14 protein-coding genes are annotated in these 23,308 nt (G+C 67.8%); 6 read left to right on the plus strand and 8 right to left on the minus strand.

Annotation, left to right across the window (positions count from 1 at the left end; genetic code table 11):
* The first annotated feature begins 45 nt into the window (after positions 1-45).
* The 3 genes from ABNQ39_RS29090 (at position 46) to ABNQ39_RS29100 (ending at position 5,679) form a co-directional block, all read left to right on the plus strand.
* Complete coding sequence (locus ABNQ39_RS29090) at positions 46-1,290, plus strand: TCR/Tet family MFS transporter (protein ID WP_376965453.1); 1,245 nt, start codon at positions 46-48, stop codon at positions 1,288-1,290.
* 202 nt (positions 1,291-1,492) lie between these two features.
* Positions 1,493-3,607, plus strand: a complete 2,115-nt coding sequence (locus tag ABNQ39_RS29095) for a YgiQ family radical SAM protein (RefSeq protein ID WP_376965455.1) — start codon at positions 1,493-1,495, stop codon at positions 3,605-3,607.
* A gap of 263 nt (positions 3,608-3,870) precedes the next feature.
* Positions 3,871-5,679, plus strand: a complete 1,809-nt coding sequence (locus ABNQ39_RS29100; RefSeq protein WP_376965457.1) for an ABC transporter ATP-binding protein — start codon at positions 3,871-3,873, stop codon at positions 5,677-5,679.
* Positions 5,680-5,701: 22 nt separating this feature from the next.
* On the opposite strand, the gene ABNQ39_RS29105 is transcribed toward ABNQ39_RS29100, so the two are convergent.
* From ABNQ39_RS29105 to ABNQ39_RS29115, 3 genes are read right to left on the minus strand one after another with little or no spacing between them, the layout of a single operon-like run.
* Positions 5,702-6,103 carry a response regulator gene (locus ABNQ39_RS29105; protein WP_098735247.1) on the minus strand — a complete coding sequence of 134 codons (402 nt, stop codon included), beginning with the start codon at positions 6,101-6,103 and terminating at the stop codon, positions 5,702-5,704.
* On the minus strand, positions 6,100-7,995 hold the full coding sequence (locus ABNQ39_RS29110; RefSeq protein ID WP_376965460.1) for a sensor histidine kinase: 1,896 nt from the start codon (positions 7,993-7,995) through the stop codon (positions 6,100-6,102). The genes ABNQ39_RS29105 and ABNQ39_RS29110 overlap by 4 nt, the downstream gene beginning before the upstream one ends.
* Entirely contained in the window at positions 7,976-8,656 is a 681-nt protein-coding gene (locus ABNQ39_RS29115) for a chemotaxis protein CheX (RefSeq protein ID WP_376965462.1), read from the minus strand. Before ABNQ39_RS29115 ends, ABNQ39_RS29110 begins: the two co-directional genes overlap by 20 nt.
* Positions 8,657-9,033: 377 nt before the next feature.
* Here ABNQ39_RS29115 and ABNQ39_RS29120 point away from each other — a divergent pair, with 377 nt between their 5' ends.
* Both ABNQ39_RS29120 and ABNQ39_RS29125 read left to right on the plus strand, forming a co-directional pair.
* Entirely contained in the window at positions 9,034-9,843 is an 810-nt protein-coding gene (locus tag ABNQ39_RS29120; RefSeq protein ID WP_376965464.1) for a DUF2076 domain-containing protein, read from the plus strand.
* Positions 9,844-10,227: 384 nt separating this feature from the next.
* On the plus strand, positions 10,228-10,425 hold the full coding sequence (locus ABNQ39_RS29125) for a hypothetical protein (RefSeq protein ID WP_376965466.1): 198 nt from the start codon (positions 10,228-10,230) through the stop codon (positions 10,423-10,425).
* 27 nt (positions 10,426-10,452) lie between these two features.
* Here ABNQ39_RS29125 and ABNQ39_RS29130 read toward each other — a convergent pair whose 3' ends face one another.
* From ABNQ39_RS29130 to ABNQ39_RS29140, 3 genes are read right to left on the minus strand one after another with little or no spacing between them, the layout of a single operon-like run.
* A complete protein-coding gene (locus ABNQ39_RS29130; protein ID WP_376965468.1) occupies positions 10,453-11,583 on the minus strand; it encodes an HD-GYP domain-containing protein in 1,131 nt (376 codons plus the stop codon).
* Positions 11,580-15,512, minus strand: coding sequence for a PAS domain S-box protein (locus tag ABNQ39_RS29135; RefSeq protein ID WP_376965470.1), 3,933 nt, complete (start codon positions 15,510-15,512; stop codon positions 11,580-11,582). Before ABNQ39_RS29135 ends, ABNQ39_RS29130 begins: the two co-directional genes overlap by 4 nt.
* Before the next feature lie 4 nt (positions 15,513-15,516).
* Entirely contained in the window at positions 15,517-16,677 is a 1,161-nt protein-coding gene (locus ABNQ39_RS29140) for an FIST signal transduction protein (protein WP_376965472.1), read from the minus strand.
* Positions 16,678-17,021: 344 nt separating this feature from the next.
* Here ABNQ39_RS29140 and ABNQ39_RS29145 point away from each other — a divergent pair, with 344 nt between their 5' ends.
* On the plus strand, positions 17,022-19,658 hold the full coding sequence (locus ABNQ39_RS29145; protein ID WP_376965474.1) for a methyl-accepting chemotaxis protein: 2,637 nt from the start codon (positions 17,022-17,024) through the stop codon (positions 19,656-19,658).
* A gap of 102 nt (positions 19,659-19,760) precedes the next feature.
* Here ABNQ39_RS29145 and ABNQ39_RS29150 read toward each other — a convergent pair whose 3' ends face one another.
* Positions 19,761-19,952 (minus strand): hypothetical protein, encoded by a 192-nt coding sequence (locus ABNQ39_RS29150; protein WP_376965476.1) that lies wholly within the window; start codon positions 19,950-19,952, stop codon positions 19,761-19,763.
* 293 nt (positions 19,953-20,245) lie between these two features.
* The gene (gene ppc, locus ABNQ39_RS29155) at positions 20,246-23,017 is read right to left on the minus strand and encodes a phosphoenolpyruvate carboxylase (protein ID WP_376965478.1); all 2,772 of its coding nucleotides are present in this window, start codon (positions 23,015-23,017) and stop codon (positions 20,246-20,248) included.
* Positions 23,018-23,308: the final 291 nt, after the last annotated feature.

The raw sequence follows: 23,308 nt of genomic DNA on the forward strand, positions 1-23,308 counted from the left end.
GCGTCCCTTTTGGGCGCTTACATCTTTTGAGTCCAAAGGCTTTCCATGTCGTCCGTTCGTCCGCGCAAGGCCGCGATAGCCTTCATTCTCGTCACCGCCGCGCTCGACATCGTGGCGATGGGCATCGTCATTCCCGTGCTGCCGGCGCTGATCGAGGAGTTCGCCGGGGCCGATGCGCAGGCCGGCACCATCAACGGCGCGCTGGTGGCGCTGTGGGCTCTGATGCAGTTCTTCTCCTCGCCGGTGATCGGGTCGCTGTCTGACCGTTTCGGACGGCGTCCGGTGATCCTGCTGTCGGCGCTGGGGCTGGCGGCGGACTATGTGCTGATGGCGGTGGCGCCGAATTTGTGGTGGCTGGTGGTCGGCCGTGCCGTTGCCGGCATCACCTCCTCCAGCTTCACCACGGTCTTCGCCTATATGGCCGACGTGACGCCGCCAGAACAGCGGGCGCGCGCCTATGGCCTGATCGGCGCCGCCTTCAGCGCCGGCTTCATCGCCGGACCGTTGCTGGGCGGAGTGCTGGGCGAGATCTCGCCGCGGGCACCCTTCTGGGGTGCCGGCCTGCTCAGCGGGCTTGCCTTCCTCTATGGTCTGGCGGTGCTGCCGGAATCGCTTCCGCCGGAAAGCCGCATGGCCTTTTCCTGGCGCCGGGCCAACCCGTTCGGGGCGTTCCAGTTGCTGCGCTCGCACCCGGAATTGTCCGGTCTGGCGATGGTCAATTTCATGCTGCACGTTTCCCATCAGGTCTTCCCCGCCGTCTTCGTGCTTTATGCCGCGCACCGCTATGGCTGGAGTGCCTGGGATGTCGGGCTTCTGCTGTCGATGGTCGGTGCGCTCGACATGCTCATGCAGGGGCTGGTGGTGTCGCGCGTGGTGAAATGGCTGGGCGACCGCGGCACGATGATCGTCGGCCTGTTCGGCGGGGCGGTCGGGCTGGCCTGCATGGGGCTGGCGCCGGACGGCGGCTGGTTCGCCTTCGCCATCGTGCCGAACGCGCTGTGGGGGTTGGCGATGCCGACCATCCAGTCGCTGATGACGCAGCGGGTCGGCCCGTCCGAACAGGGCCAGCTTCAGGGCGCCAACATGAGCGTGGCGAGCGTCGCCGGCATCCTGTCGCCGGTCTTCTTCGGCACGGTCTATTCCGCCTCGGTCGGCAGCGCTCCGCTGTTCCCGCATCCGGGCGCCGCCTTCCTGATCGCGGCGCTGGTGATGCTGGTGGGCGCGCTGATCGGCTGGGTGGTGGCACGGCGTAATGGCCGGGCCGGAGAAGCGGGCGGCGTTGCGGCCTGACTCTCCACCGCCCTGCCCTCTCCCGTGGCTTGCTCCCTGGCCGACCCTTGCACCGGCTGTGGGGCGTCCCACATAGCTGTCGCGCCACGCCGCACAATGTCCCATTGCTCCGCTGCGTTATCAGCGGTGGGAATTTGCCGGCCGACAAGGTAAGACTGTCGGCTTATCCATCCGCATTGTTGATTGAGACCCGGAGAACGCGATGCTCGCGGCCCCCAACCTGTTCGCCCACCGCCCGGACCGGAGCGTGCGCCCCAAGGCGGCGCCCTTCCTGCCAATGTCGCGCGCGGAAATGGACCGGCTGGGCTGGGACCAGTGCGACGTCATCGTCGTCACCGGCGACGCCTATGTCGACCATCCCAGCTTCGGCATGGCGATCATCGGCCGGCTGCTGGAATCGCAGGGGCTGCGCGTCGGCATCATCGCCCAGCCGGACTGGAGCAGTGCGGAGCCGTTCAAGATCCTGGGCAAGCCACGGTTGTTCTGGGGCGTGACCGGCGGCAACATGGACTCGATGGTCAACCACTACACGGCCGACCGTCGCCTGCGCCACAACGACAGCTACACGCCGAACGACGAGGGCGGCAAGCGGCCGGACCGCGCCGTCATCGTCTATTCCCAGCGCTGCCGCGAAGCCTTCAAGGACGTGCCCATCGTGCTGGGCGGCATCGAGGCCAGCTTGCGCCGCATCGCCCAGTACGATCATTGGAGCGAGAAGATCCGCCGCTCCGTCCTGGTCGATTCCAAGGCGGACATGCTGGTCTACGGCAATGCCGAACGCGCCATCATCGAGATCGCCCAGCGTGCGCTGAACGGGGAATCGCCCAAGGCGATGACCGACATACGCGGTACCGCGATCATGCGCTCGTCCCTGCCGGACGGCTGGACGGTGGTGGACAGCAGCTCCATCGACGATCCGTCCACCCCGGTGTCGCCGCGCGCCGCCGGCGCCGACCGCATGGCGGTGCGGCTGCCCAGCTTCGAGCAGGTGACGGCCGACAAGGTGCTCTATGCCCATGCCAGCCGCGTGCTGCATCAGGAGAGCAACCCCGGCAACGCCCGCGCGCTGGTCCAGCGCCACGGTGACCGCGACGTCTGGCTGAACCCCCCGCCGATCCCGCTCGAAACCAACGAGATGGACGGCGTCTACGACCTGTCCTATGCCCGCGCGCCGCATCCGTCCTACGGCGATGCGCGCATCCCGGCGTGGGAGATGATCCGCTTCTCGGTCAACATCATGCGCGGCTGCTTCGGCGGCTGTTCCTTCTGCTCGATCACCGAGCATGAGGGACGCATCATCCAGAGCCGGTCGGAAGGGTCGATCCTGCGCGAGATCGAGCATATCCGCGACAAGACCAAGGGCTTCACCGGCGTCATCTCCGACATGGGCGGGCCGACCGCCAACATGTATCGCCTCGCCTGCAAGGACAAGGAGACGGAGTCGGTCTGCCGGCGCCCGTCCTGCGTCTTCCCGGACATCTGCAAGAACCTGAACACCGACCATTCCTCGCTGGTCCAGCTCTACCGCAAGGCCCGCGCCGTGCCGGGGGTGAAGAAGATCCACATCGCGTCGGGCCTGCGCTACGACCTCGCCGTCCGCAATCCGGAATATGTGAAGGAGCTGGTGACCCACCATGTCGGCGGTTACCTGAAGATCGCGCCGGAACACACAGAGCCGGGGCCGCTTGGCAAGATGATGAAGCCCGGCATGGGGGCCTACGATGAGTTCAAGCGGATGTTCGACAAGGCCGCGAAGGAGGCCGGGAAGAAGCTCTACCTCATCCCCTACTTCATCGCCGCCCACCCCGGCACCACGGACGAGGACATGATGAACCTCGCCTTGTGGCTGAAGCGGAACGGCTTCAAGGCGGATCAGGTGCAGACCTTCCTGCCCTCGCCGATGTCGCTGGCGACCGCGATGTACCACAGCGAGCGCAACCCGCTGCGGCCGGTCCGCCGCGTCGGGTCGGAAATCGTTTCGTCGGCGAAGGGGTTGAAGCAGCGCCGCCTGCACAAGGCCTTCCTGCGCTACCACGATCCGGAGAACTGGCCGATCCTGCGCGAGGCGCTGAAACGCCTGGGCCGCGAGGACCTGATCGGCCCGGGCGAGGAGCATCTGATCCCGGGCTGGCAACCGGTCGGCGCCACCGCCAAGCCGCGGGAGAAGGGGGGCAAGACTTTCCTGACCCAGCAGGCCGGCCAGGGCCGCCGCGTGGTGCCGCCGGTGGGCAAGGCGCCGGGGGCGAAGCCGGCCGCCGGGGCCGGCGGCAAGCCGTCCGGCATGAAGCCGCGCCAGACCAATTTGAAGGGCCGGTAAGCGTAATGTAAGTTTCCCAGTTGCCCTCTCCCGCCCCGGGAGAGGGAGGGGACCCGCCGCGAAGCGGTGGGGAGGGTGAGGGGTGACCCAAGACTCCCGAAACTCATCGTTTCGTGCCGAACCCCTCACCCTTCCCATGGCAATGCCATGTGCCCCTTCCCTCTCCGGGGGCGGGAGAGGGAATTCAACACCGCATTTCTCCCAATGGCTCCTTTGGCGGGGCTGCCGCCCGTGTGGCCGGCCCCTGCCCCGGTTGGATTCCCATGGCACAGTCGAAACGCACCCTGCGCCCGAACGCCATCCGCAGCGTTCTGGCCTTCACCTTCCGTCACTGGCGCCGCCAGACCCCGCTGGCCGTCGGCATCGCCGGCGCCATCGCCCTGTCGACGCTGGCCGACGTCTTCATGCCGCTGTTCGCCGGCCGGCTGGTCGATGCCCTCACGATGCTGCCGGGCGACCGCGACGCGGCGCTGCATGCGGCGCTGACCGCCTTCGGCGCCATGGTGGCGCTCGGCGTCGGCATGGTGGTGATGCGCCACATCGCCTGGAGCAGCGTCATCCCCTTCACCCTGCGCATCATGGCGGATGTCGGCCAGGACAGCTTCCATCGCATCCAGCGCTTCTCCACCGACTGGCACGCCAACAGCTTCGCCGGATCGGTGGTGCGCAAGATCACCCGCGGCATGTGGGCGCTCGACACGCTGGACGACACGCTGCTGCTGGCGCTGTGGCCGTCGCTGGTCGTGCTGATCGGCACGATGGTGACGCTGGGGCTGCATTGGCCGGCGATGGGGCTGGTCATCGCGCTCGGCACCGCAATCTACATCGCGATGACGGTGATGTTCTCCACCCTCTACATCGCGCCGGCCGCCCGGTTGTCGAACGCCTGGGATACCAAGCTCGGCGGAACGCTGGCCGACGCCATCGGCTGCAACGCCGTGGTCAAGGCCTTCGGCGCCGAGCCGCGCGAGGACGACCGCCTTTCCACCGTCGTCGGCAAGTGGAGCCGCCGCACCCACCGCACCTGGACCCGGCATACCCGCCACAGCACCGTGCAACTGGTCGTGCTGCTGCTGATCCGCAGTGCCGTGGTCGCGACGGCGCTGTGGCTGTGGTGGCGTGGGCAGGCGACGCCGGGCGACGTCGCCTATGTGCTGACCACCTATTTCGTCGTGCATGGCTATCTGCGCGACATCGGCATGCACATCAACCACCTCCAGCGCTCAGTCAATGAGATGGAGGAGCTGGTGGCGATCCATGCCGAGCCGCTGGGGGTGGAGGACCGGCCGGACGCCACCCCGATCCGCATCCGGGCGGGCGAAGTGCGCTTCGACCGCGTCACCTTCCAGTATGGCGGCCACACCACGCCGCTCTACCGCGACCTGTCGCTGACCATCAAGGCGGGCGAGCGGGTCGGGTTGGTCGGTCCGTCGGGGTCGGGCAAGACCACCTTCGTCAAGCTGATCCAGCGACTCTATGACGTGACCGACGGCCGGGTGCTGATCGACGGGCAGGAGGTGGCGGGTGCGACGCAGCACTCCCTGCGCTCCCAGATCGCCATCGTCCCGCAGGAGCCGATCCTGTTCCACCGCACGCTCGCGGAGAACATCGCCTACGGACGCCCCGGCGCGTCGATGGCGGAGATCGAGCGGGCGGCCAAGCTCGCCAACGCCCACGACTTCATCGTCCGCCTGCCGAAGGGCTATGCGACGCTGGTCGGCGAGCGCGGCGTCAAGCTGTCGGGCGGCGAGCGGCAGCGGGTGGCGCTGGCCCGTGCCTTCCTGGCCGACGCGCCGATCCTGATCCTGGACGAGGCGACCTCCAGCCTGGATTCGGAATCGGAGGCGCTGATCCAGGAGGCCATCGAGCGGCTGATGCAGGGCCGCACCGCCATCATCATCGCCCACCGCCTGTCCACCGTGCGCACGCTGGACCGCATCCTGGTCTTCAATCAGGGCCGGGTGGTGGAGGAAGGCAGCCATGCCACCCTGCTCCACCGGCCGGGCGGGCTCTATCGCCGCCTGTTCGAACAGCAATCGGCGCCGAAGCCGGTCCGGCGGATCGGGGGGTGAGGCGAGGGGAAGCCCCCTCCCCTCACACGAACAGTTCCATCGTCTGAGGCACGTTGCGCGGGGTCTCCCCCGCCAGGATGGCGCGGGCGACGTCGACGGCGGCGAGCAGGCCGCTTTCGGTGAAGGGCTTGGGCAGGCAGCCGATGCCGGTCAACGGGCCGTCCTTCTTCAACTCGTCGCGGAAGGAGGTGATGAACAGGCAGGGCACGCCCAGTCTGGTCAGCCCCCGTGCGGCGTCGATGCCGTTGGTGCCCATGCCCAGATGCACGTCGACCAGGGCGAGATCCGGCTTGTCGTCCGCGGCGATTTCCACCGCTTCTACGGCGGTGACCGCCGGGCCGATGACGCTGTGGCCGACATTTTCCAGATAGAGCTGCTGTTCGAGCGCGATCAGCACCTCGTCTTCAACCAGCAGGATCTTCATCCCGAGATCTCCTCTGGAGAGGAGGTCTCCAGCAGCGGCACCTCGTCCGGCACCGGCAGCTCGATGCGGAAGGTGGTGCCTTGCGTGGTGGTGTCGATGTCGACGCTGGCCCGGATCTGGCCGGCGAGGCTGGAGATCAGGCGCATGCCCAGGCTGCGGCTCTTGCGGATGTCGAAGTTGGACGGCAGGCCGGGACCGCGGTCCGAAACGGTCAGGGCGAGCTTCTCGTCTTCGCGCCGGAAGGTGACCGTCACCCGCGCCGCACTTTTGCCGCGGTGCTTGACCGCGTTGGTGATCAGTTCGTTGGCGATCAGGCCGAGCGGGGCGGCATGGTCGATCGGCAGGTCGATCACGTCCGACCGCACCACGATGTCGCACATGCTGTCGCCGCCGGATGCGCGGGCCAGATCCTCGCACAGCTCGTTCAGGTAGGTGCCGAACTCGATGGTCTGGAACTGATCGGCCTGATAGAGCCGGTTGTGGACGCGGGCAATCGCCTCGATGCGGCTGCGGGCATCCTGGAAATGTACCCGCACCCCCTCGTCGGGGAGGCTCAGCGTCTGCAGGGTCAGCAGGCTGGACACCAGCTGCAGGCTGTTCTTGACGCGGTGGTTGACCTCGCGAAGCAGGGTCGATTTCTGGCCGACCAGCTTGCGCAGCGCCGCCTCCATCGACTTGATCTCGGTCACGTCGATGTGCATCAGCACGGTGCCGCCGAAGGGGCCTGCCGGCATCGGGGCGGCGAGGCAGCGGAACCAGTGCTGGTTGTTGGTGACATATTCCGCCGATACGGGCGGCCCACCTTCGCTCAGCAGTCTGCGCAGGCTGTCCATCACGGTGTCGGCGCGCGGGTCGGCGGTCTCGCCCCGGCCGCAATGGTCGAGATAATCGTCGCCGACGATGCAGCCCTGGCCGAGGAAGGTCGTCTCCGGCCCGGCTTCGGCCCAGGCGCGGTTGACCGAGACGATGTGGCCGGAGCGGTCGAGCACCGCGATGAAGGCCGGCAACGCGTCCAGCGTCGCCTTGGTCTGCTCGGCCAGCTGGCGCATGGCAAGCGCGCTGGTCCGCAGCTCCTCCCGGGTGCGGCGGCGTTCGGTGATGTCGCGCAGGATGCCGGTGATGAAGCTGCGTCCTTCCGATTCCCAGCGCGCCATCGACAGTTCCAGGTCGATGTGGCTGCCGTCGCGGCGCCGGCCGGACAGCTCCACCGGCTGGGCTGCGCTATCCATGCCGGCAGCCCCCGGCCCGCTGCCCTCCGCCATGGCGATCCAGTCGGGAGCATCCTCGCCCAGCAGCACGGCAACGCTCTGTCCGATCAGCTCGTCCGGGCGATAGTCGAACTGACGCGTGGCGGTGCCGTTCATCCACTGCACCATTCCGCGGGTGTCGGTGGTGATGATGGCGTCGGGAGCGGTGTCGACGATGGCGCGATAGCGCGCGTCGCGCTGTTCGCGCAGCACCCGTTCGCGGTTCACCGACGCGGTGACGTCGGTCACTTGGATCAGGCAGCGCGCCTCGTTGCCCGCGGATTGCGAATGGGGCGAGGGTGCGTGCGACGGCAGCGGACGGATCACCACGTTGTGGACCATCCGCCGCCCGTCCGGCAGGCGCAGCGGGAACAGCATGGGGTTCAGCGTGTGCGACAGGACGCCGGGCGCACCGGTGGCCAGCGTGTCGCGCACGGCGATGTGCAGGCGCGATTCCCGCAGGTTTGGCAGGGCGTCGAACAGGTCATGCCCAAGGATCTCCCTGGCCGTCAGGGTGGAGGCCTGCTCCATCCAGCCGTTCCAGTAGAGAACGCGGCAATGGCGGTCCAGAAGCAGGATGCCGGCATCCAGCGCGCCGAGGACATCCAGTGCCCAGGTGGGTTGTTCAGGCAATCTGGGAGCCATGAGGCGACGTTCCAGCGGATGTGGGTTCTTCGGCGGCGATGCCTTCGATGAAGGCGTGGATCAGTTGCTTCAGGGACTGCAGGGACGAAACCCCCATCAGCAGGGCGATGTAGCCGCGGATGCTGCGGCTGCGGATGGTGAAGTCGATGTAGAGGAACAGCACCAGCTCGTCGCCGCCGCCGACCTTGTCCTTGAGGATGTTGGCGCCGTCGCCGCGCAGCACCGCCGGCAGCGAGATGGTCAGCCGGTCCTTCAGCGCGTTGGCGACCACCACCAGGCAACCGTTCAGGATGATGTTGCCGATCTCCGCCAGGGCGTCCTGCTCCAGATCGACGATTTCCGCCAGGGTCAGGTCGCCGCCCAGGACCGCGCGGGCCAGCTCCAGGCTGTTGGCCTCCGGAAAGATCAGCATGGCGCGGCCGTCGAAGGAGCCCTGGAACTGCTGCTCCACCGCTACCAGCCCGTTGCGCTCGCGCGCAGACAGGAAATCGGACGCCTCCTGCCGGCTGACGATGTCCACGGTCGGCACGGACAGCAGAACCTGGTCGTTGACCATGCGGCTGAGATGGGTGGCGGCGCGGCCGACCCCCATATTCACCAACTCGGTCAGCGCATCGCGCTCCAGGTCGGTCAGTTCCACCATCTCTCGGCGCCTGTTCATCTTGGTCTCGGCTTCTCAACCGGCGCCGCCGGGCGGTCGCGTCACAAATGTGGCCTATCGATGGGAAAAAAGGCACCCCCGTCAATGTCATATGTTAATCCCGCGACGCCATAGCCGATATAGCTGCCTGCTTCCCACAATGGTCAGCCCGACAATCCACCATCCAAAGACCCAGGATCGGAATCTTTGGCAAGTCGCTGGAATTTTTGCGCAACATTGCTTGAGGCGCGAAACTAACTGACCGGTGTAGTGTTGTGGGGCGGGACAGTCTCTCAAGACGGGAACATCTCACAAGGGACTTGTCCTGCGGGGGATGGCGACTCCACATTTAGGGGCGGCGTCCCCTTGCGATGGGCGCCATGTCTTAGGAGACGTCGATGACCCCCGAGGAACGCACGCTTCTGTCCGACCTGTTCCGCCGCCTGCGCGATGTGGAGTCCCAGCAGACCTCCCAGCCGCGCGACGCCGAAGCGGAGGACTTCATCCGCCGGTCGGTGCAGGACCAGCCGCTGTCGTCCTACTATATGGCGCAGACCGTCCTGGTGCAGCAGCAGGCGCTGACCGCGGCACAGACCCGGATCGAGGAGCTGGAGCGCCAGCTGCGCGAGCGTCCGGTCCAACCGGCCCAGTCCGGCGGCAGCTTCCTGTCCAACGCGCTCGGCATCGGACGCAGCCCGTGGGGCCGTGGGGCCGAACCTCCTGCCCCCTCCTACCCGCAGGCACCGCAGGGACAGCCCCAGGGACAGCCGCTGCAACAGCCGGCCGCCGGGCGTAGCCCGTGGGGGTCGGCGCCGGGTGCCGCCTATCCGCAGCAGCAATACAGCCCCTCCCCTTTCCCGCAGCCGGGCATGGCCCCGCGCGGCGGCGGATTCTTCGCCGGTGCGGCGCAGACCGCGGCGGGCGTGGCCGGCGGCATGCTGGCGGCGAGCGCCATCTCCTCCCTGCTGCACCATTCGCCCGGCCCCTTCGGCACGGCGATGGCCCAGCCCATGGCCGGTGAGACGATCAACGAGACGGTGATCACCAACAACTACTACGGCGACGACCAGGGACCGCAAAGCGATGCGGGCGGCGATACCGCGCAGGACGCCGCCTATGCGCCCGATCCGCCGCCGGCCGACGATGCTTCGTACGACGATCCGTCCTTCGACGATGGCGGCAGCGGCGGGGACGATTCCTGGGTCTGAGCCCAGAGTGTGATCGGTTCAAGCGGAATCGCTTGAAGCGTGAATCACACGGAAAACCAAAACCCTAGAGTTTGTCTGGTGCTTCAATAAGCGCCAGACAAACTCTAGGGTTACGGGCAAGTTCGGCCCGGCTCGCGATTCTGCAGTCTGCGATTGCCTGTTGCGTCGCAGAATGCAGCATCGAGGGATGGCCTCCTTATGACGATCCGAGCCATGGTTAACAGGCGCGCGACCCTTGGCGGGCGGAAGGGGCCGATCACCGCCGCGTGCCGGTGCAGTCTTTCCCGCGCATAAGGTCTTTCCCTGATCGAGAGCTTTACCGTCCTGCTCTGGTATGAGCCTTGCTCACTTGGTCGCGGTTCAGTTCAAACGGAAACACCCTCCATGGCCATCACCGTCACCATCGCCCCCTGCCGCGCCAACCGGCTGCCGAATGGCCGGATGCGGCTGCCGCTTCAGCTGCTTGAGATCGCCCAGGCTATGTCGGACGATTGCGACGGGGATCCGATCCACATTCTGGACTCGGATGGCCAGGAGGCTGCGGTGATCGGCCGGCGCGAGGTCGAGATCGAGCTGTTCTAAGCATGGGCGCCACACAGCGTCCGATCCTCACTCCTCGTCTTTATAGCGGCTGGCGATGTCCGTGAATTCGTCCTCCAGCGCGTTGAAAGCGGCGACGATGGCGGGATCGAAATGGCTGCCGCTGCCTTCGCGGATGATGGAGGCCGCCTTTTCGTGCGGGAAAGGCGGCTTGTAGCAGCGGCGGCTGATCAGCGCATCGTACACGTCGGCGACCGCCATCAGGCGGGCCGACAGCGGGATCGCGTCCCCTGCCAGGCCCTGGGGATAGCCGGTGCCGTCCCAGCGCTCGTGATGGCCGTGGGCGATCTCGCGGGCGATGCGCAGGAACGAACTTCCGCCGGCGATGGCGAGGTCGGCCTGCCCCTCGGTGGCGAAGATGGCGTCGTGCCCCAGGGTCGCGTGGGTCTTCATCACCTCGAACTCGTCGTCGCTGAGCTTGCCCGGCTTCAGCAGGATCGAGTCCGGAATGCCGACCTTGCCGACATCGTGCAGCGGAGCCGATTTATAGAGCAGTTCGATGGTTTCCTCGTCCAGCTGGCCGGCATAGCGCGAGTCGCGGCTGAGATGGAGGGCGAGCGCCAGCACATAGTTCTGGGTCCGGCGGATGTGGTTGCCGGTTTCGTTGTCGCGGGTTTCCGCCAGCGAGGCCATGGCGCGGATGGTGGCGTCCTGGGCGCGCAGCAGGTCGCGGGTGCGCTCCGCCACACGATCCTCCAGTTGCCGGTTCTGGTCGGCGAGCGCGCGTTGCGCCTCGCGGAGCGCGATGTGGGTGCGGATGCGCGCCAGCATCACGGGCGGCGAGATCGGCTTGGTGATGTAATCGACGGCCCCCACCTCGAATCCGCGGGTCTCGTCATGGACCTGCCCCATGGCGGTGATGAAGATCACCGGCACGCCGCGGGTGCGGGCGTCGCCCTTCAGCCTCCGGCAAACCTCGACCCCGTCCATGCCCGGCATCATCACGTCCAGCAGGATCAGGTCGGGCAGCGGGTCGCCGGCCAGACGGGCAAGCGCCTGCGGGCCGTCCTTCGCCACGATCAGGCCGTAGCTGTCGCGCAACAGATCGGCCATGACCTTCAGGTTGATCGGCTCGTCGTCGACGATCAGGATGCGCGGCTTGTCGCCGCTCGGCTGTCCAACCGGGTGCGGCAGGCTCATGTCGCGGTCTCTCTCAAATCGCGCAGGCGGTCGCGCAGTTCGGTCAGGGCAGTGGAGGCGTCGTCGAAATCGAAGGCGCCGGCATGGCGGTTCACCCGCTCGGCCAAAGCCGTCACCGGGCTGCCGGCCAGCAGGCGGGCAAGCGCATCGGCCAGATCGCCCGCTTCCGGATCTCCGGCGATCAGCAGGCCGCCCAGCCGGTCGGACAGCGACTGCGCCGCGCGCAGCATGTCGCGCGGAAGGCCGGCCGGTGCCGTCGGTTCGGGCTGCGGGGCGATGGCCGCAGCCGGCCGGCCAAGGCTGCCGATCCCTTCCACCACCCGCGCAAGGGCGTCGGCAAGCCGGTCGAGCAGGCCGTCCTCGATGGCCGGTGGCGCCGTCATTGCGCCGGCTTCCACCCGGCCGGCCAAGCCGGACAGTTCCATGGCGCCGATGGTGGCCGCGGTGCCCTTCAGGGTGTGGGACAGCCGGAGCACGTCCTTCCAGCGTCCCTCGCAAACGGCGATGGACAGACGCACCGCTTCTCCCTCGTGGGTGGCGGCGAAATCGATCAGGATCCGGCGCAGCAGGGCAAGGTTGCCGTTCACATTGCGCCGGGCGACCGCGAGGTCGAGCGCCGGCAGGCTGTCTGGCAGCGCCTGGGCGGCCGATACCGCGGAGACCGCCGGCATTGTGGCATTCCCGGTGGCCGCCGCGCCGCCGCCGAGTCCGCGCACCGGTTTCAGCCAGCGGGCGAGTGCGGCATAGAGCGTTCCCGGATCGATCGGCTTGGAGACATGGTCGTTCATGCCGGAATCGAGGCAGCGCTCGCGGTCGCCGGCCATGGTGTGGGCGGTCATGGCGACGACCGGCAGGCTCGACAGCTCCAGCTTTCGCCGGATCAGCCGCGTTGTCTCATAGCCGTCGAGGCCCGGCATCTGCACATCCATCAGCACGAGGTCGAACTTCACCTCGCGCAGGCATTGCAAGGCCTCCTCGCCGCTGCCGACCACGGTGGCCTCGATGCCGACCAGCTCCAGCAGGCCGCAGGCGACCTGCTGGTTGACCAGATTGTCCTCCACCAGCAGCACGCTGCGGCCGACCAGCGCCGACAGCTCGGTCGACTGGGCCGGATCATGCACGCGGCGTCCGGACTCGGCGGGCCGGGCCGCAGCCCCGCCCAGGGCCATCATCACCGAATCGAACATGGCGGACGGCGTCACCGGCTTTTCCAGCACGGCGGTGACCGGCCGGTCGGGACCGGCCTCGCTCGTGTTCTGCAACGCGCCGTCCAGCGCCCCCTGCACCCCGTCGGCGCCGTAGGCGGTGGTCATCACCACCGGCGGCTGGGCGCCTGGCAACGCGCGCAGGCGGCGCAGCGTCTCCACCCCGTCCAGTTCCGGCATGCGCCAGTCCAGCACCACCAGCTCCACCGGCGGCCTGATGCCGGCCTGCCCCTCCTCCAGCCGGCGCAGCGCCGACAGGCCGTCGCCGACCGATTCGACGGTCAGGCCGAAGCGTTCCAGCATGTCGGTCAGAATCGAGCGCACGGCGTCGCTGTCGTCGACCACCAGCACGCGGCGGTCCATCAGGTCGCGTGGCAGCCGGTCGTCGGTGGTGTCGCCGGTCGCGACCCGGCAGCGGATGGAGAAGCGGAAGATGCTGCCCTCGCCCGGCCGGCTTTCCACCGACACGGTTCCGCCCATCAGCTCCACCAGTTGCCGGCAGATCGCCAGCCCCAGCCCGGTGCCGCCGAAACGCCGTGTCGTGGAACTGTCGGCCTGGGTGAAGGGGCGGAATAGGGCGGCGGCCTGTTGCGGCGACATGCCGATGCCGGTGTCGCAGACCTCCACCTCCAGCCGGTAATCGTCGGCGGTGCCGATGCGCCCGCCGACCGTCACCGCCACCTCGCCCCGTTCGGTGAACTTCACGGCGTTGGAGACGAGGTTCAGGATGACCTGACCCAGCCGCAGCGGGTCGCCGACCAGGGTGCCCGGCACGCCGCCATGCAGGTCGACGATCAGCTCCAGGCCCTTTTCCCGCACCTTAGGCAGGACGACGGTCGCCACCTCCTGCAACACGTCGCCGATGTGGAAGGGGATCGTCTCGATCGTCAGCTTTCCGGCCTCGACCTTCGAGAAGTCGAGGATGTCGTTGATGATGCCGAGCAGGCTGCGCGAGGAGGCGTGGATCTTGTCGAGGTAATCGCGCTGGCGTGGCGTCAGCTCCGTCTTCATCATCAGGTGGCTGAGACCGATCACCGCGTTCATCGGCGTGCGGATCTCGTGGCTCATGTTGGCCAGGAAATCGCTCTTCTGCCGGTTGGCGCGGTCGGCCTCCTCCTTGGCGCGGGCAAGCTCGTCCTCGGTCCGCTTGCGGTCGGTCACATCCTTGTGGATGCCGGTGATGCGGGTCGACAGCCCGTCGGCGCCGCGGTCCGTCACCTTGCCGGCCGACAGGATCCAGACCCAGGCGCCCGACTTGTGGCGCATGCGGAACTCGACCTCAAAGACCGGGGCGCGGCCGGCCACATGATCCTCCAGCGTCGCCAGCACGCGGTCGCGGTCGCCCTCGTGCAGCAGTGCCAACCAAGTGGCGCCCCTGCCCGGAAGTTCGCCGGGCGCATAGCCGAGCATGCCGAGCCAGAGGTCTGAAAAATAGGCATGGTCCGTCACCGGGTTCCAGTCCCACAGCCCGGTGATGGAGGCGTCCAGCGCCACCATCAGCCGCTCCTCGCTTTCCTGCAAGGCGGTCAGCATGCGCTGGCGCTCGGTGATGTCCTGGAAGACGGTGACCGAGCCGACGATGCGGCCATCCTCGCGCAGCGGCACCGCGGTGATGGCGATGGGGAAGATCGTGCCGTCGCGCCGGACGAAATGATCGGTTTCCGAGCGATGGATCTCGCCGAGCCGGACGCTGTTGAGGACGGTGCAGTCCCTGCCGGCGACCGGCCGCCCCTGCCCGTCCTTGTAATGCACGGCATCATGCAGGGTGATGCCGCGCAGCTCCTCCAGCGACCAGCCGAGCAGCCGTTCGGCTTCCGGATTCAGGAAGGTGCAGAAGCCGTTGCGGTCCAGCGAGAAGACGCCCTCGCCCATGCTGTCGGTGATGCTTTGCAGGAAGCGGCGGCTGTCCTCAAGCTCCGCCTCCATCCGCTTGCGCTCGGTGATGTCGGTGCGGATGGCGATGTACTGGTGCGGCCGGCCGTCGGCGGTCAGCTGCGGGACGATGGTCGCCGCCACCCAATATTCCTCGCCCGCCTTGGTGCGGTTGCAGATCTCGCCGTGCCAGACCTGTCCGTCCCTGACGGTGTGCCACATCTCCGCGAAGAAGCCGGAGGGGTGGTGGCCGGAATTGACGATGCGATGCGACCGGCCCAGCAGCTCTTCGCGGGGAAAGCCGCTGATCTGGCAGAATTTGTCGTTGGCGTAGGTGATGATGCCGCGGTGGTCGGTGATGCTGACGATGGCATGCTGGTCGAGCGCGAATTTCTGCTGTTCCAGTGCCCGTTGCGCAGCGGAGCGCTCCTCCACCAGCCCCGCCATCAGCTGGCTCAGCCGTTCCAGGCTGTCGGTCGGGCTGCTGTCGGCCGCATCCGGCAATTCGGGATGGCCGTCCGCCCGCAGCAGGCTGTTGGCGATGCCGCGCAGCCGGCGGATGGCATGGGCCTGCGCCGCCGCCTCGCGCCGCAGGCGCTCGTTGGTGTCGGCCAGCTCCTCCGAACTCAGTTGCAGGCTTCGTGCCCGGAGCGTCAGGTCGCGGTCGGCCTGCTCATAGCTCTGGCCGATGCGGGTGAACAGCGCCGGCAGCGTCTCCAGCATCCGCGCCGCTTCCGCCGACAGACCGGCGGTGCCGGCGAGCGCCTTCAACTCCGCCAGGACGGAGTCCGCCGCCTCGGCGCTCGGCAGGCCCAGCACCCGCTTGAACTGGCTTTGCAGCAGGCGATGCATGCGGTCAGCGTTCCGTCAACAGGGCGACCGTCATCGTCTGGTTGTGCAGCCGGCAATCGACCAGATCGCGCATTGGACCGATCTCCCCATAGGAATAGAAGCCGGCCAGCACGGCGCCGGAGCCCATCCGGTCGGCCACCGCTTGCACCTCCTCCTCCACCCGGTCGCCCATCACCAGCTTGCGCCCGACGCAGCTGGTCAGCAGGGCGAGCCGGTCTCCCGCCGTTTCGGCGGTGGCATCGCTCCCCATGGCGCCGGCACTGGCGGCGGCGGCGATGGCGCCGGCCTGTTCCGCCCCGTCGACCAGCCCGTCGGTGCTGGCATGCATCAGCCGCAGATAGAAGCCTTCCTCCACCGTGCCGGCCAGGATCAGCCCGCCAGCCGCCTCGTCGATGCCGAGGATCGTGCGGATCAGCCCGACCGAATCATGGTTGCCGTTCAGCAGCTCGAAGGGGAACAGCAGGCCGGATGCCGGCAGGTCGCGGGCATGATCGCCGAGATAGCGCTTGTAGACGTTCAGCGCCGGTTCGCCGTCCAGCTGGAGCAGCAGGTTGCCGACTGCCTTCGTCACCTTGCGCGCCGGCCCGAACGGCTCCCAGCCGCCGACGGACCCGAGGCCGAGATGCATGGCATCGCCATACAGCCCGACCGCCACCGCCCGTTCGTCGGACACGCCGGACGGCCCCAGCACCAGCGTGCGAACGAAAGCACCGCCGTCGCCGGCCAGCCCGCCCGATACCGGCACGCCGGACGGCAGGCGCGACGACAGCCCGTCGATCAGCGCACTGCCGTTGACCCCGACGCCGCGGGCGAACAGCAGCACCCCCGACAGGCCCGGCAGGGCGGTCAGCGCCTCCCCGAGCGCCTCACCCGCGCGCTGGCTGTCGTCGGCAGATGCGATGTCGGCCTCCGTGGCGGTGACGGCGGTGCCCTTGCCGAAGCGAATGGCTGTGGCGACGCAGGAACCGTCGAGGACGCTGTCCCCGGCGATCTCGCCCGCCGTGCTGCATCCCACCCTTATCGCGTCAGGGTAGGCTGCGGTCAGCCGGGTGGCGAAGCCTGGACTATCGAAGATGTCGACGGAGCCGAAAACCAGGACGAGATCGGCGGACTGCGGAGACAGTTCCACCCCCGGAGGTGCAAACGCCGACTGCCAGACCCGCATGCCTCTCCCCATCGTCGATGACTTCCAGTCCGAGACTATCATGGGGCCAAGGTCAGGAAGAGGCTCTATAACGTTCGTAGGCTTCTGATGGTCATAATGACGCATGCCAAAGTCGCCATCCGAACTTGTGGTAGCGCTTTGGTCATGACCGGTGAAGGCAGAAAATGAGAGTTCCCCTGTAAGGATCTGTCAACCACACTGCGGTATGGTTGGTCAGCCAAGCAGTGTGGGTCGGTACAATCCCTGGGAGCGGGGGAGCGGTCCGCAGCCGGCGGGGACCAACGAAATGGGCAGAATGGGCGGAAAGCCCGGCCTAGACGCATTTTCCGGGGAGCAGGACGCATATGACGATGGACGCGCGCGACGACACCTCGATACCCCACCATCCAACCGGTGCCACAGGCGGCCGCAGGCTGGGCGTGCGCGGCAAGCTTCTGCTCGCCTTCGCCGGCATGGCCGGCATGACGGTCGCCGCCAGCATGGTCGGGTTGACCTCCTTCTCGGCGGTGGAACGGCCGCTGACGCAGATCGTCGGTACCGGCCTGCCGGAGATGGAGCTGGCGAAGCGCCTGTCCGGTGAGAGCAGCGGCATCGCCGCCGCCGCTCCGGTGCTCGCCGCCGCCGAAAGCCAGAGCGAGCGCGAGCGCGTCTATGGCGAGATCATGGGCAACGGCAAGGCGCTGGGCGCCCTGGTGGAGGAACTGGCGACCCACCGGTCCGGCGATCCGCGGATCGGCGACCTGCGCGCCAAGACCCAGGGGCTGATCGCGACGCTGGAACGCGGCAACGCCGCCGCCAACCTGCGCCTGTCCGTCCGCGGCACGCGCGAGACGATGGCGGTCGATCTGGCCAAGTCCTACGACGCCTTCCTCGCCAATCTCGCCCCGCTGACCGAGCGGGCCGGCGCCACGCTGCGCGGCAAGGGCGAGACGCTGGACAGCAGCACCGAGCGCGACATGAATTCGCTGGGCGACGCCATCCGCTCGCTGATCACCATGTACGAGGTGCGCGGCGATCTCGGCCTTGCATCGGAGGCGCTGACGCGCACAGGTGGCGCCGAAACCGCTTTCGCCGTCACCCAGTTCCAGCAGAACTATCTGGAAGCGGCCGCCCGTATGGTCAGCGCCACCGCCCAGATCGGCAGCCGGCTGAGCAAGGAGACCTCGGAGGGGCTGGACGCCTTCTTCCTGCTGGGCGACGGCGCCGACGGCGCCTTCGACATGCGCCGCAAGGCGCTGGAACTTCCGGTCGGCAGCGCCGAGCGCGACGCCATCCGCCAGAAGACGGCCGAGGTCCTGGCCGATGCCGCCCGCCGGCAGGCCGCTCTGCTGGACCAGATGGAATCGCCGCTGATGCGGCTGAAGGCCGAGATCAAGCTGTCGAGCGTCAACATCCGTTCGCAGACCCGTGACTCGATGCAGGATCTGCTGGGCGACGGTCTGGCCCGCTTCCGCACATACCTGGAACTGTCGACCTACGCCGCCGCAACCGTCGGCGCGCTGAACGAGGCGACGCAGGCGCCCAGCGCCGACCGGCTGGCCATGCTGGAAACCCGCTTCACCACCGCCGCCAAGGCGATGGAGGAGCGGTTGAAGGCGCTCCAGGCCGCTGGCGACGACGGGCTGCCGAAGCTGGTGAAGAGTGCCGAACTGCTGGCCGGCTTCGGCAAGGGCGACAACAGCCTGTTCAAGCTGCGCCGCTCCGAACTCGGCGCCGCCGCGGAGAACGAGAAGGTGCTGGCGGAGAACCGCCAGATCGCCCAGCAATTCGCCGGCATGGTCGACGGCCAGATCGCCGCGATGAAGCAGGAGGCGGACACCGCTGCCGCCGGGGCCACCGACGCGCTGTCGGCCGGGCGCAAGATGCTGATCCTGTTCGCGGTCGGCAGCCTGATCGGCGCCGCGGCGCTGGCTTGGTTCGTGGTCGGCCGCAACATCGTCGCGCGCCTCAGCCAGCTGTCCGATGCCATGCGGGCGATTGCCGCCGGCAACCTGAACGCGCCGATCCCCGCCGCCGGTTCGGACGAGATCGGCGACATGACCCGCGCCCTGATGGTCTTCCGCGACACCGCCAACGAGGCGAATGCCGCCAATGCGCGGGCCGAGGCCGAACGCGGCCGTGCCGCCGGCGAGCGCCGCCGCGCCATGGTCGAGATGGCCGAGAACTTTGAAAGCAGCGTGCGCGGCGTGCTGGACCGCGTCGCCCGCGCCGCCGGCGAGATGCAGGACATGGCCCAGCGGATGAGCCGCAACGCCGAGGCCACCACCGGTGAGGCGGCAACCGCCGCCAGCACGTCCCAGCAGGCCGAAGGCAGCGTCAAGGCGGTCGCCGCCGCGACCGAGGAGCTGTCGGCCTCGATCCAGGAGATCGGCAGCCAGGTTCACGCCTCCAGCCAGATCGCCCGCAAGGCGGCGACCGAGGCGGAGCGCACCGACCGTACGGTGGAGGGCCTGTCGCAGTCGGCCAACAAGATCGGCGAGGTGGTGCAGCTGATCAACGACATCGCCAGCCAGACCAATCTGCTGGCGCTGAACGCCACCATCGAGGCGGCCCGCGCCGGGGAGGCCGGCAAGGGCTTCGCCGTGGTGGCGAGCGAGGTGAAGAGCCTCGCCAACCAGACCGGCAAGGCGACGGAGGAGATCTCCAGCCAGATCCAGGCGATGCAGGCGGTGACCCAGGATGCGGTGGACGCCATCCGCTCCATCGCCGGCACCATCCGCGAGATCAACGAGATCGCCGCCACCGTTGCCGCCGCGGTCGAACAGCAGAGTGCGGCCACCCGCGAGATCGCCCGCAATGTCGGCGAGGCGGCGGACGGCACCCAGCATGTCCGGCGCAACATCGACAGCGTCGCCCGCGCCGCCGCGGAGTCGGGCGAGTCCGCCACCCGCGTGCTGACCGCCTCCTCCACCGTCGCGGACGAGGTGCGCTCGCTGGGCTCTCAGGTCGACAGTCTCGTCAACCGCATGCGGGCGGGCTGACCGGGCCGCCGGGACCTGGGAAAACCAAAAACGGAACCGAAAGAAAAAAGCTCCTCTCCCGCCGGCGGAGAGGAGCTTTTCTCATGTGAAGACCGTCGCTGGTCAGCGCCGGGTTCCGACCGTGATCGGGCGCCAGATCACCGCGGCGCCGGCACCGGCACCGCAGGCGCCGCCGCAGAATTCCTCATGGGTGTCGGTGGCACCGCTTTGGGTGTTGCGGTTGCCCTGGGTGCCGGTGGCCGTCCGCTCTTGAGGCGGCTGGGCCATTTGCTGCTGCTGGGACTGAGTGGTCATACCATTTCTCCTCTCGGGGAGGCATGAGGTATCAAAATACTCATCGACGATCAACTGTGATTTTAGGCAGATCCGTCGTGACTTATTTTGGCCTCAACACCAACGACCGAGCTTTGTTTTGCGATGCCGAAGAGTTGATCGTGCATCGCACAAGAAAAGGACAAGACGGACCAAGCCGTTCGTCCGCAAACATAAAACGCCCTTCCTCGCGGTGGAGGAAGGGCGTTTTTGTCGGCAACCATGCGGCGGAACGTCGCCCGCCGCTGCGCTGCGGCAAGAAAACGGCGGGGAGATCAGCCGCTGTTGCGCAGGCCGGCGGCGATGCCGTTGATGGTCAGATGGATGCCGCGGGCGATCTGCTCGCCGCTGTCGCTGGTGCGGTGACGCTTCAGCAGCTCGACCTGGACGTGGTTCAGCGGGTCCAGATAGGGGAAGCGGTTGCGGATCGACCGTGCCAGCAGCGGGTTCTTCTCCAGCAGGGCCGATTGCTCGGTGATCGCCAGCAGGGCGTCGATGCTGTCCTGCCACTCCGCCCGGATGCGGGTGAAGATGGCGTCGCGCAGTGCCGGGTCCGACACCAGCCCGGCATAGCGCGATGCGATGGCGATGTTCGACTTGGACAGCACCATGTCCATGTTGGACAGCAGCGTGCTGAAGAAGCCCCAATCGCGGTGCATGGCGCGCAGCCGCTCCATCCCGTCGGGATGCTGGGCCAGATAGGCCTTCACCGCCGACCCGAAGCCGTACCAGCCCGGCAGCATCAGGCGGCACTGCGCCCAGCTGAACACCCAGGGAATGGCGCGCAGATCCTCGATGCTGGTCGATTTCTTACGCGAGGCCGGGCGGCTGCCGATGTTGAGGTTGGCGATCTCGCCGATCACCGTCGATTCCCAGAAATACTTTTCGAAGCCCTCGGTCTCGTAGACCAGCCCGCGATAGGCCTTGAAGGCATGCTCCGACAGCTCTTCCATGGTCTGGAGGAACAGGTCGGTGCAGGGGGCGGCCGATTCCGGGTGCAGCAGCGTGGCTTCCAGCGTCGCCGCGGCCAGCGTTTCCAGGTTGCGGCGGCCGACCTCCGGGTTGGAATATTTGCCGGCGATGACCTCGCCCTGTTCGGTGATGCGGATGGCGCCCTGCACGGCGCCGGCCGGCTGGGCCAGGATCGCCTGATAGCTGGGACCGCCGCCGCGGCCGACCGAGCCGCCGCGGCCGTGGAACAGACGCAGACGCACGCCATGCTTGGCGAAGACCTCGACCAGCGCGATCTCGGCCTTGTACAGCTCCCAGCCGGAGGTGAGGAACCCGCCGTCCTTGTTGCTGTCCGAATAGCCGAGCATCACCTCCTGCAGATTGCCGCGGCTCTCCAGGAAGCGCCGGTAGGCCGGGATCGACAGCAGCCGGTCCATGGTGGCGGCACAGTTGCGCAGGTCGCCGATGGTCTCGAACAGCGGGGCGATGTTCAGGTCCAGCGCCTTGTCCTTCGGCCGCAGCAGCCCGGCTTCCTTCAGCAGGACGGCGACCTCCAGGATGTCGGACACGCCGTCGGTCTTGGAGATGACGCAGTTCACCACCGCATCGGTGCCGAAGCGGACGCGGGCTTCGGCAGCGGTGCGCAGGATGTCCAGTTCGGAACTGGTCTCTTCGGAATAGTCGGCGTAGCTGGAGGCCAGCGGTCGGTTGGTGTCCAGCTCGCGCACCAGAATCTCGATCCGCTCGTCTTCCGACAGCGCCGTGTAATCGACGCCGGCGTCGGCGAAGGACAGCAGCTCCGCCACCGAACGCTCATGCACGTCGGAGTTCTGGCGCAGGTCGATGCTGGCGAGATGGAAGCCGAACAGATCGACGGCGCGGCGCAGGTGACGCAGCCGGCCCTTCGCCAGTGCGGCCGAGCCGTTGACGGTCAACGAGCGGTCGATGATGTCGAGGTCGGCGCGGAATTCCGCCGGGGTCTGGTAAGCCGGCGCGTCGCCCACGGCGTGGCGCGGCGCCTCCAGTCCGTCCAGCGTCCGCAGCGTCGCGGCGACCCGCGCATAGATGCCGGAAATCGCGCGGCGGTACGGCTCCATCTTGCGGTGCGGCGACGGGTCGGGCGAACGCTCGGCCAACTGGCGCAGCGGCTCCGACACGTCGATGACGCGGGTGCTGAGCGACAGCTCCGACCCCAGCGTGTGCAGCTCGTCCAGATAGAATTGCAGGGCGCGGGTGCTCTGCATCCGCATCGCCTGACGCAGCACGGGGGCGGTGACGAAGGGGTTGCCGTCGCGGTCGCCGCCGATCCAGCTGCCCATCCGCAGGAAGGACGGCAGTTCCGTCGTCGTCCAGGACGGGTCGGTCTTGCGCAGGTGGTCTTCCAGCTGGGCGTAGAAGCGCGGCATCTCGCGCAGGAAGGTGTAGTCGTAGAAGGTCAGGCCGTTGGCCACCTCGTCCGTCACCGCCAGCTTGGTGGCACGCAGAATCGCGGTCTGCCACAGGGTCAGGACGGCGCGCTGGAGCGATTCGAGGTTGGTGTCCTCCTCCTCCGGCGTCATCGGCCCATGGTCGCGCTCGGCGAGCAGCTTGGCGACCAGCATCTGCACGGTCAGGATGCTCTTGCGCTGCACCTCGGTCGGGTGGGCGGTCAGCACCGGGCTGACCAGCGCACCGTCGAAGAATTCCTTCAGCTGCTGGGTGGTGACGCCGGCCTTCGCCGCCTCGTCCAGCGCATGGGCCATGGTGCCGTCGCGCGCGGCCGACCCGGCGAGCGCATGGGCGCGGGTGCGGCGGATGTGGTGCTGGTCCTCCGCGATGTTGGCGAGGTGCGAGAAGAAGCTGTAGGCCCGCACCACCCGCGCCGTCTGCGGCGGCGACAGGCTGTTCAGGATCGCCTCCAGCTCCTTGCGGGCACCCTGGTCCTCTTCGCGGTGAAAGCGGATCGAGGTCTGGCGGATGCGCTCGACGATGTCGAACACCGCCTCCCCTTCCTGGCTGCGGACAGTGTCGCCCAGGATGCGCCCCAGCAGGCGGATGTCTTCGCGGAGCGGCTGGTCCTTCGTCTCGGAACTTTCCTGCAACAGGATGGCGGACATGGGCGACGGTTTCCTGGTCGAGGATGGACGGATACGGGTCGATGCGCGAACGAGGATGATCATTTTTCGGGCAGGAGGTACCCCCTGCACGCGAAGTGGTCAGACCATCGGCGACAGCATGCCGATTCTGTCGGAAGTTTCAACCGTCCGTGTGCTGGTGCGAGATAATTTCCATAAGTCGCAGCGCTGTGAAATGCGACGTCGCATATCCGATGTCCGCTCCACCTCTTTCCCCTGCTCTGCCACACGGCTCGACCGGGTGGCGTGTCAGCGCCAAGCCCATGAATTCTC

This window comes from Azospirillum sp. A26, from assembly GCF_042604635.1.
GTDB classification, from domain to species: domain Bacteria; phylum Pseudomonadota; class Alphaproteobacteria; order Azospirillales; family Azospirillaceae; genus Azospirillum; species Azospirillum palustre.

Bases quoted from the DNA above. Each gene is read 5' to 3' on its own strand.
- ABNQ39_RS29090 (WP_376965453.1), top strand. From the start codon at position 46: ATGTCGTCCGTTCGTCCGCGCAAGGCCGCGATAGCCTTCATTCTCGTC.
- ABNQ39_RS29095 (WP_376965455.1), top strand. From the start codon at position 1,493: ATGCTCGCGGCCCCCAACCTGTTCGCCCACCGCCCGGACCGGAGCGTG.
- ABNQ39_RS29100 (WP_376965457.1), top strand. From the start codon at position 3,871: ATGGCACAGTCGAAACGCACCCTGCGCCCGAACGCCATCCGCAGCGTT.
- ABNQ39_RS29105 (WP_098735247.1), bottom strand. From the start codon at position 6,103: ATGAAGATCCTGCTGGTTGAAGACGAGGTGCTGATCGCGCTCGAACAG.
- ABNQ39_RS29110 (WP_376965460.1), bottom strand. From the start codon at position 7,995: ATGGCTCCCAGATTGCCTGAACAACCCACCTGGGCACTGGATGTCCTC.
- ABNQ39_RS29115 (WP_376965462.1), bottom strand. From the start codon at position 8,656: ATGAACAGGCGCCGAGAGATGGTGGAACTGACCGACCTGGAGCGCGAT.
- ABNQ39_RS29120 (WP_376965464.1), top strand. From the start codon at position 9,034: ATGACCCCCGAGGAACGCACGCTTCTGTCCGACCTGTTCCGCCGCCTG.
- ABNQ39_RS29125 (WP_376965466.1), top strand. From the start codon at position 10,228: ATGGCCATCACCGTCACCATCGCCCCCTGCCGCGCCAACCGGCTGCCG.
- ABNQ39_RS29130 (WP_376965468.1), bottom strand. From the start codon at position 11,583: ATGAGCCTGCCGCACCCGGTTGGACAGCCGAGCGGCGACAAGCCGCGC.
- ABNQ39_RS29135 (WP_376965470.1), bottom strand. From the start codon at position 15,512: ATGCATCGCCTGCTGCAAAGCCAGTTCAAGCGGGTGCTGGGCCTGCCG.
- ABNQ39_RS29140 (WP_376965472.1), bottom strand. From the start codon at position 16,677: ATGCGGGTCTGGCAGTCGGCGTTTGCACCTCCGGGGGTGGAACTGTCT.
- ABNQ39_RS29145 (WP_376965474.1), top strand. From the start codon at position 17,022: ATGACGATGGACGCGCGCGACGACACCTCGATACCCCACCATCCAACC.
- ABNQ39_RS29150 (WP_376965476.1), bottom strand. From the start codon at position 19,952: ATGACCACTCAGTCCCAGCAGCAGCAAATGGCCCAGCCGCCTCAAGAG.
- ppc (WP_376965478.1), bottom strand. From the start codon at position 23,017: ATGTCCGCCATCCTGTTGCAGGAAAGTTCCGAGACGAAGGACCAGCCG.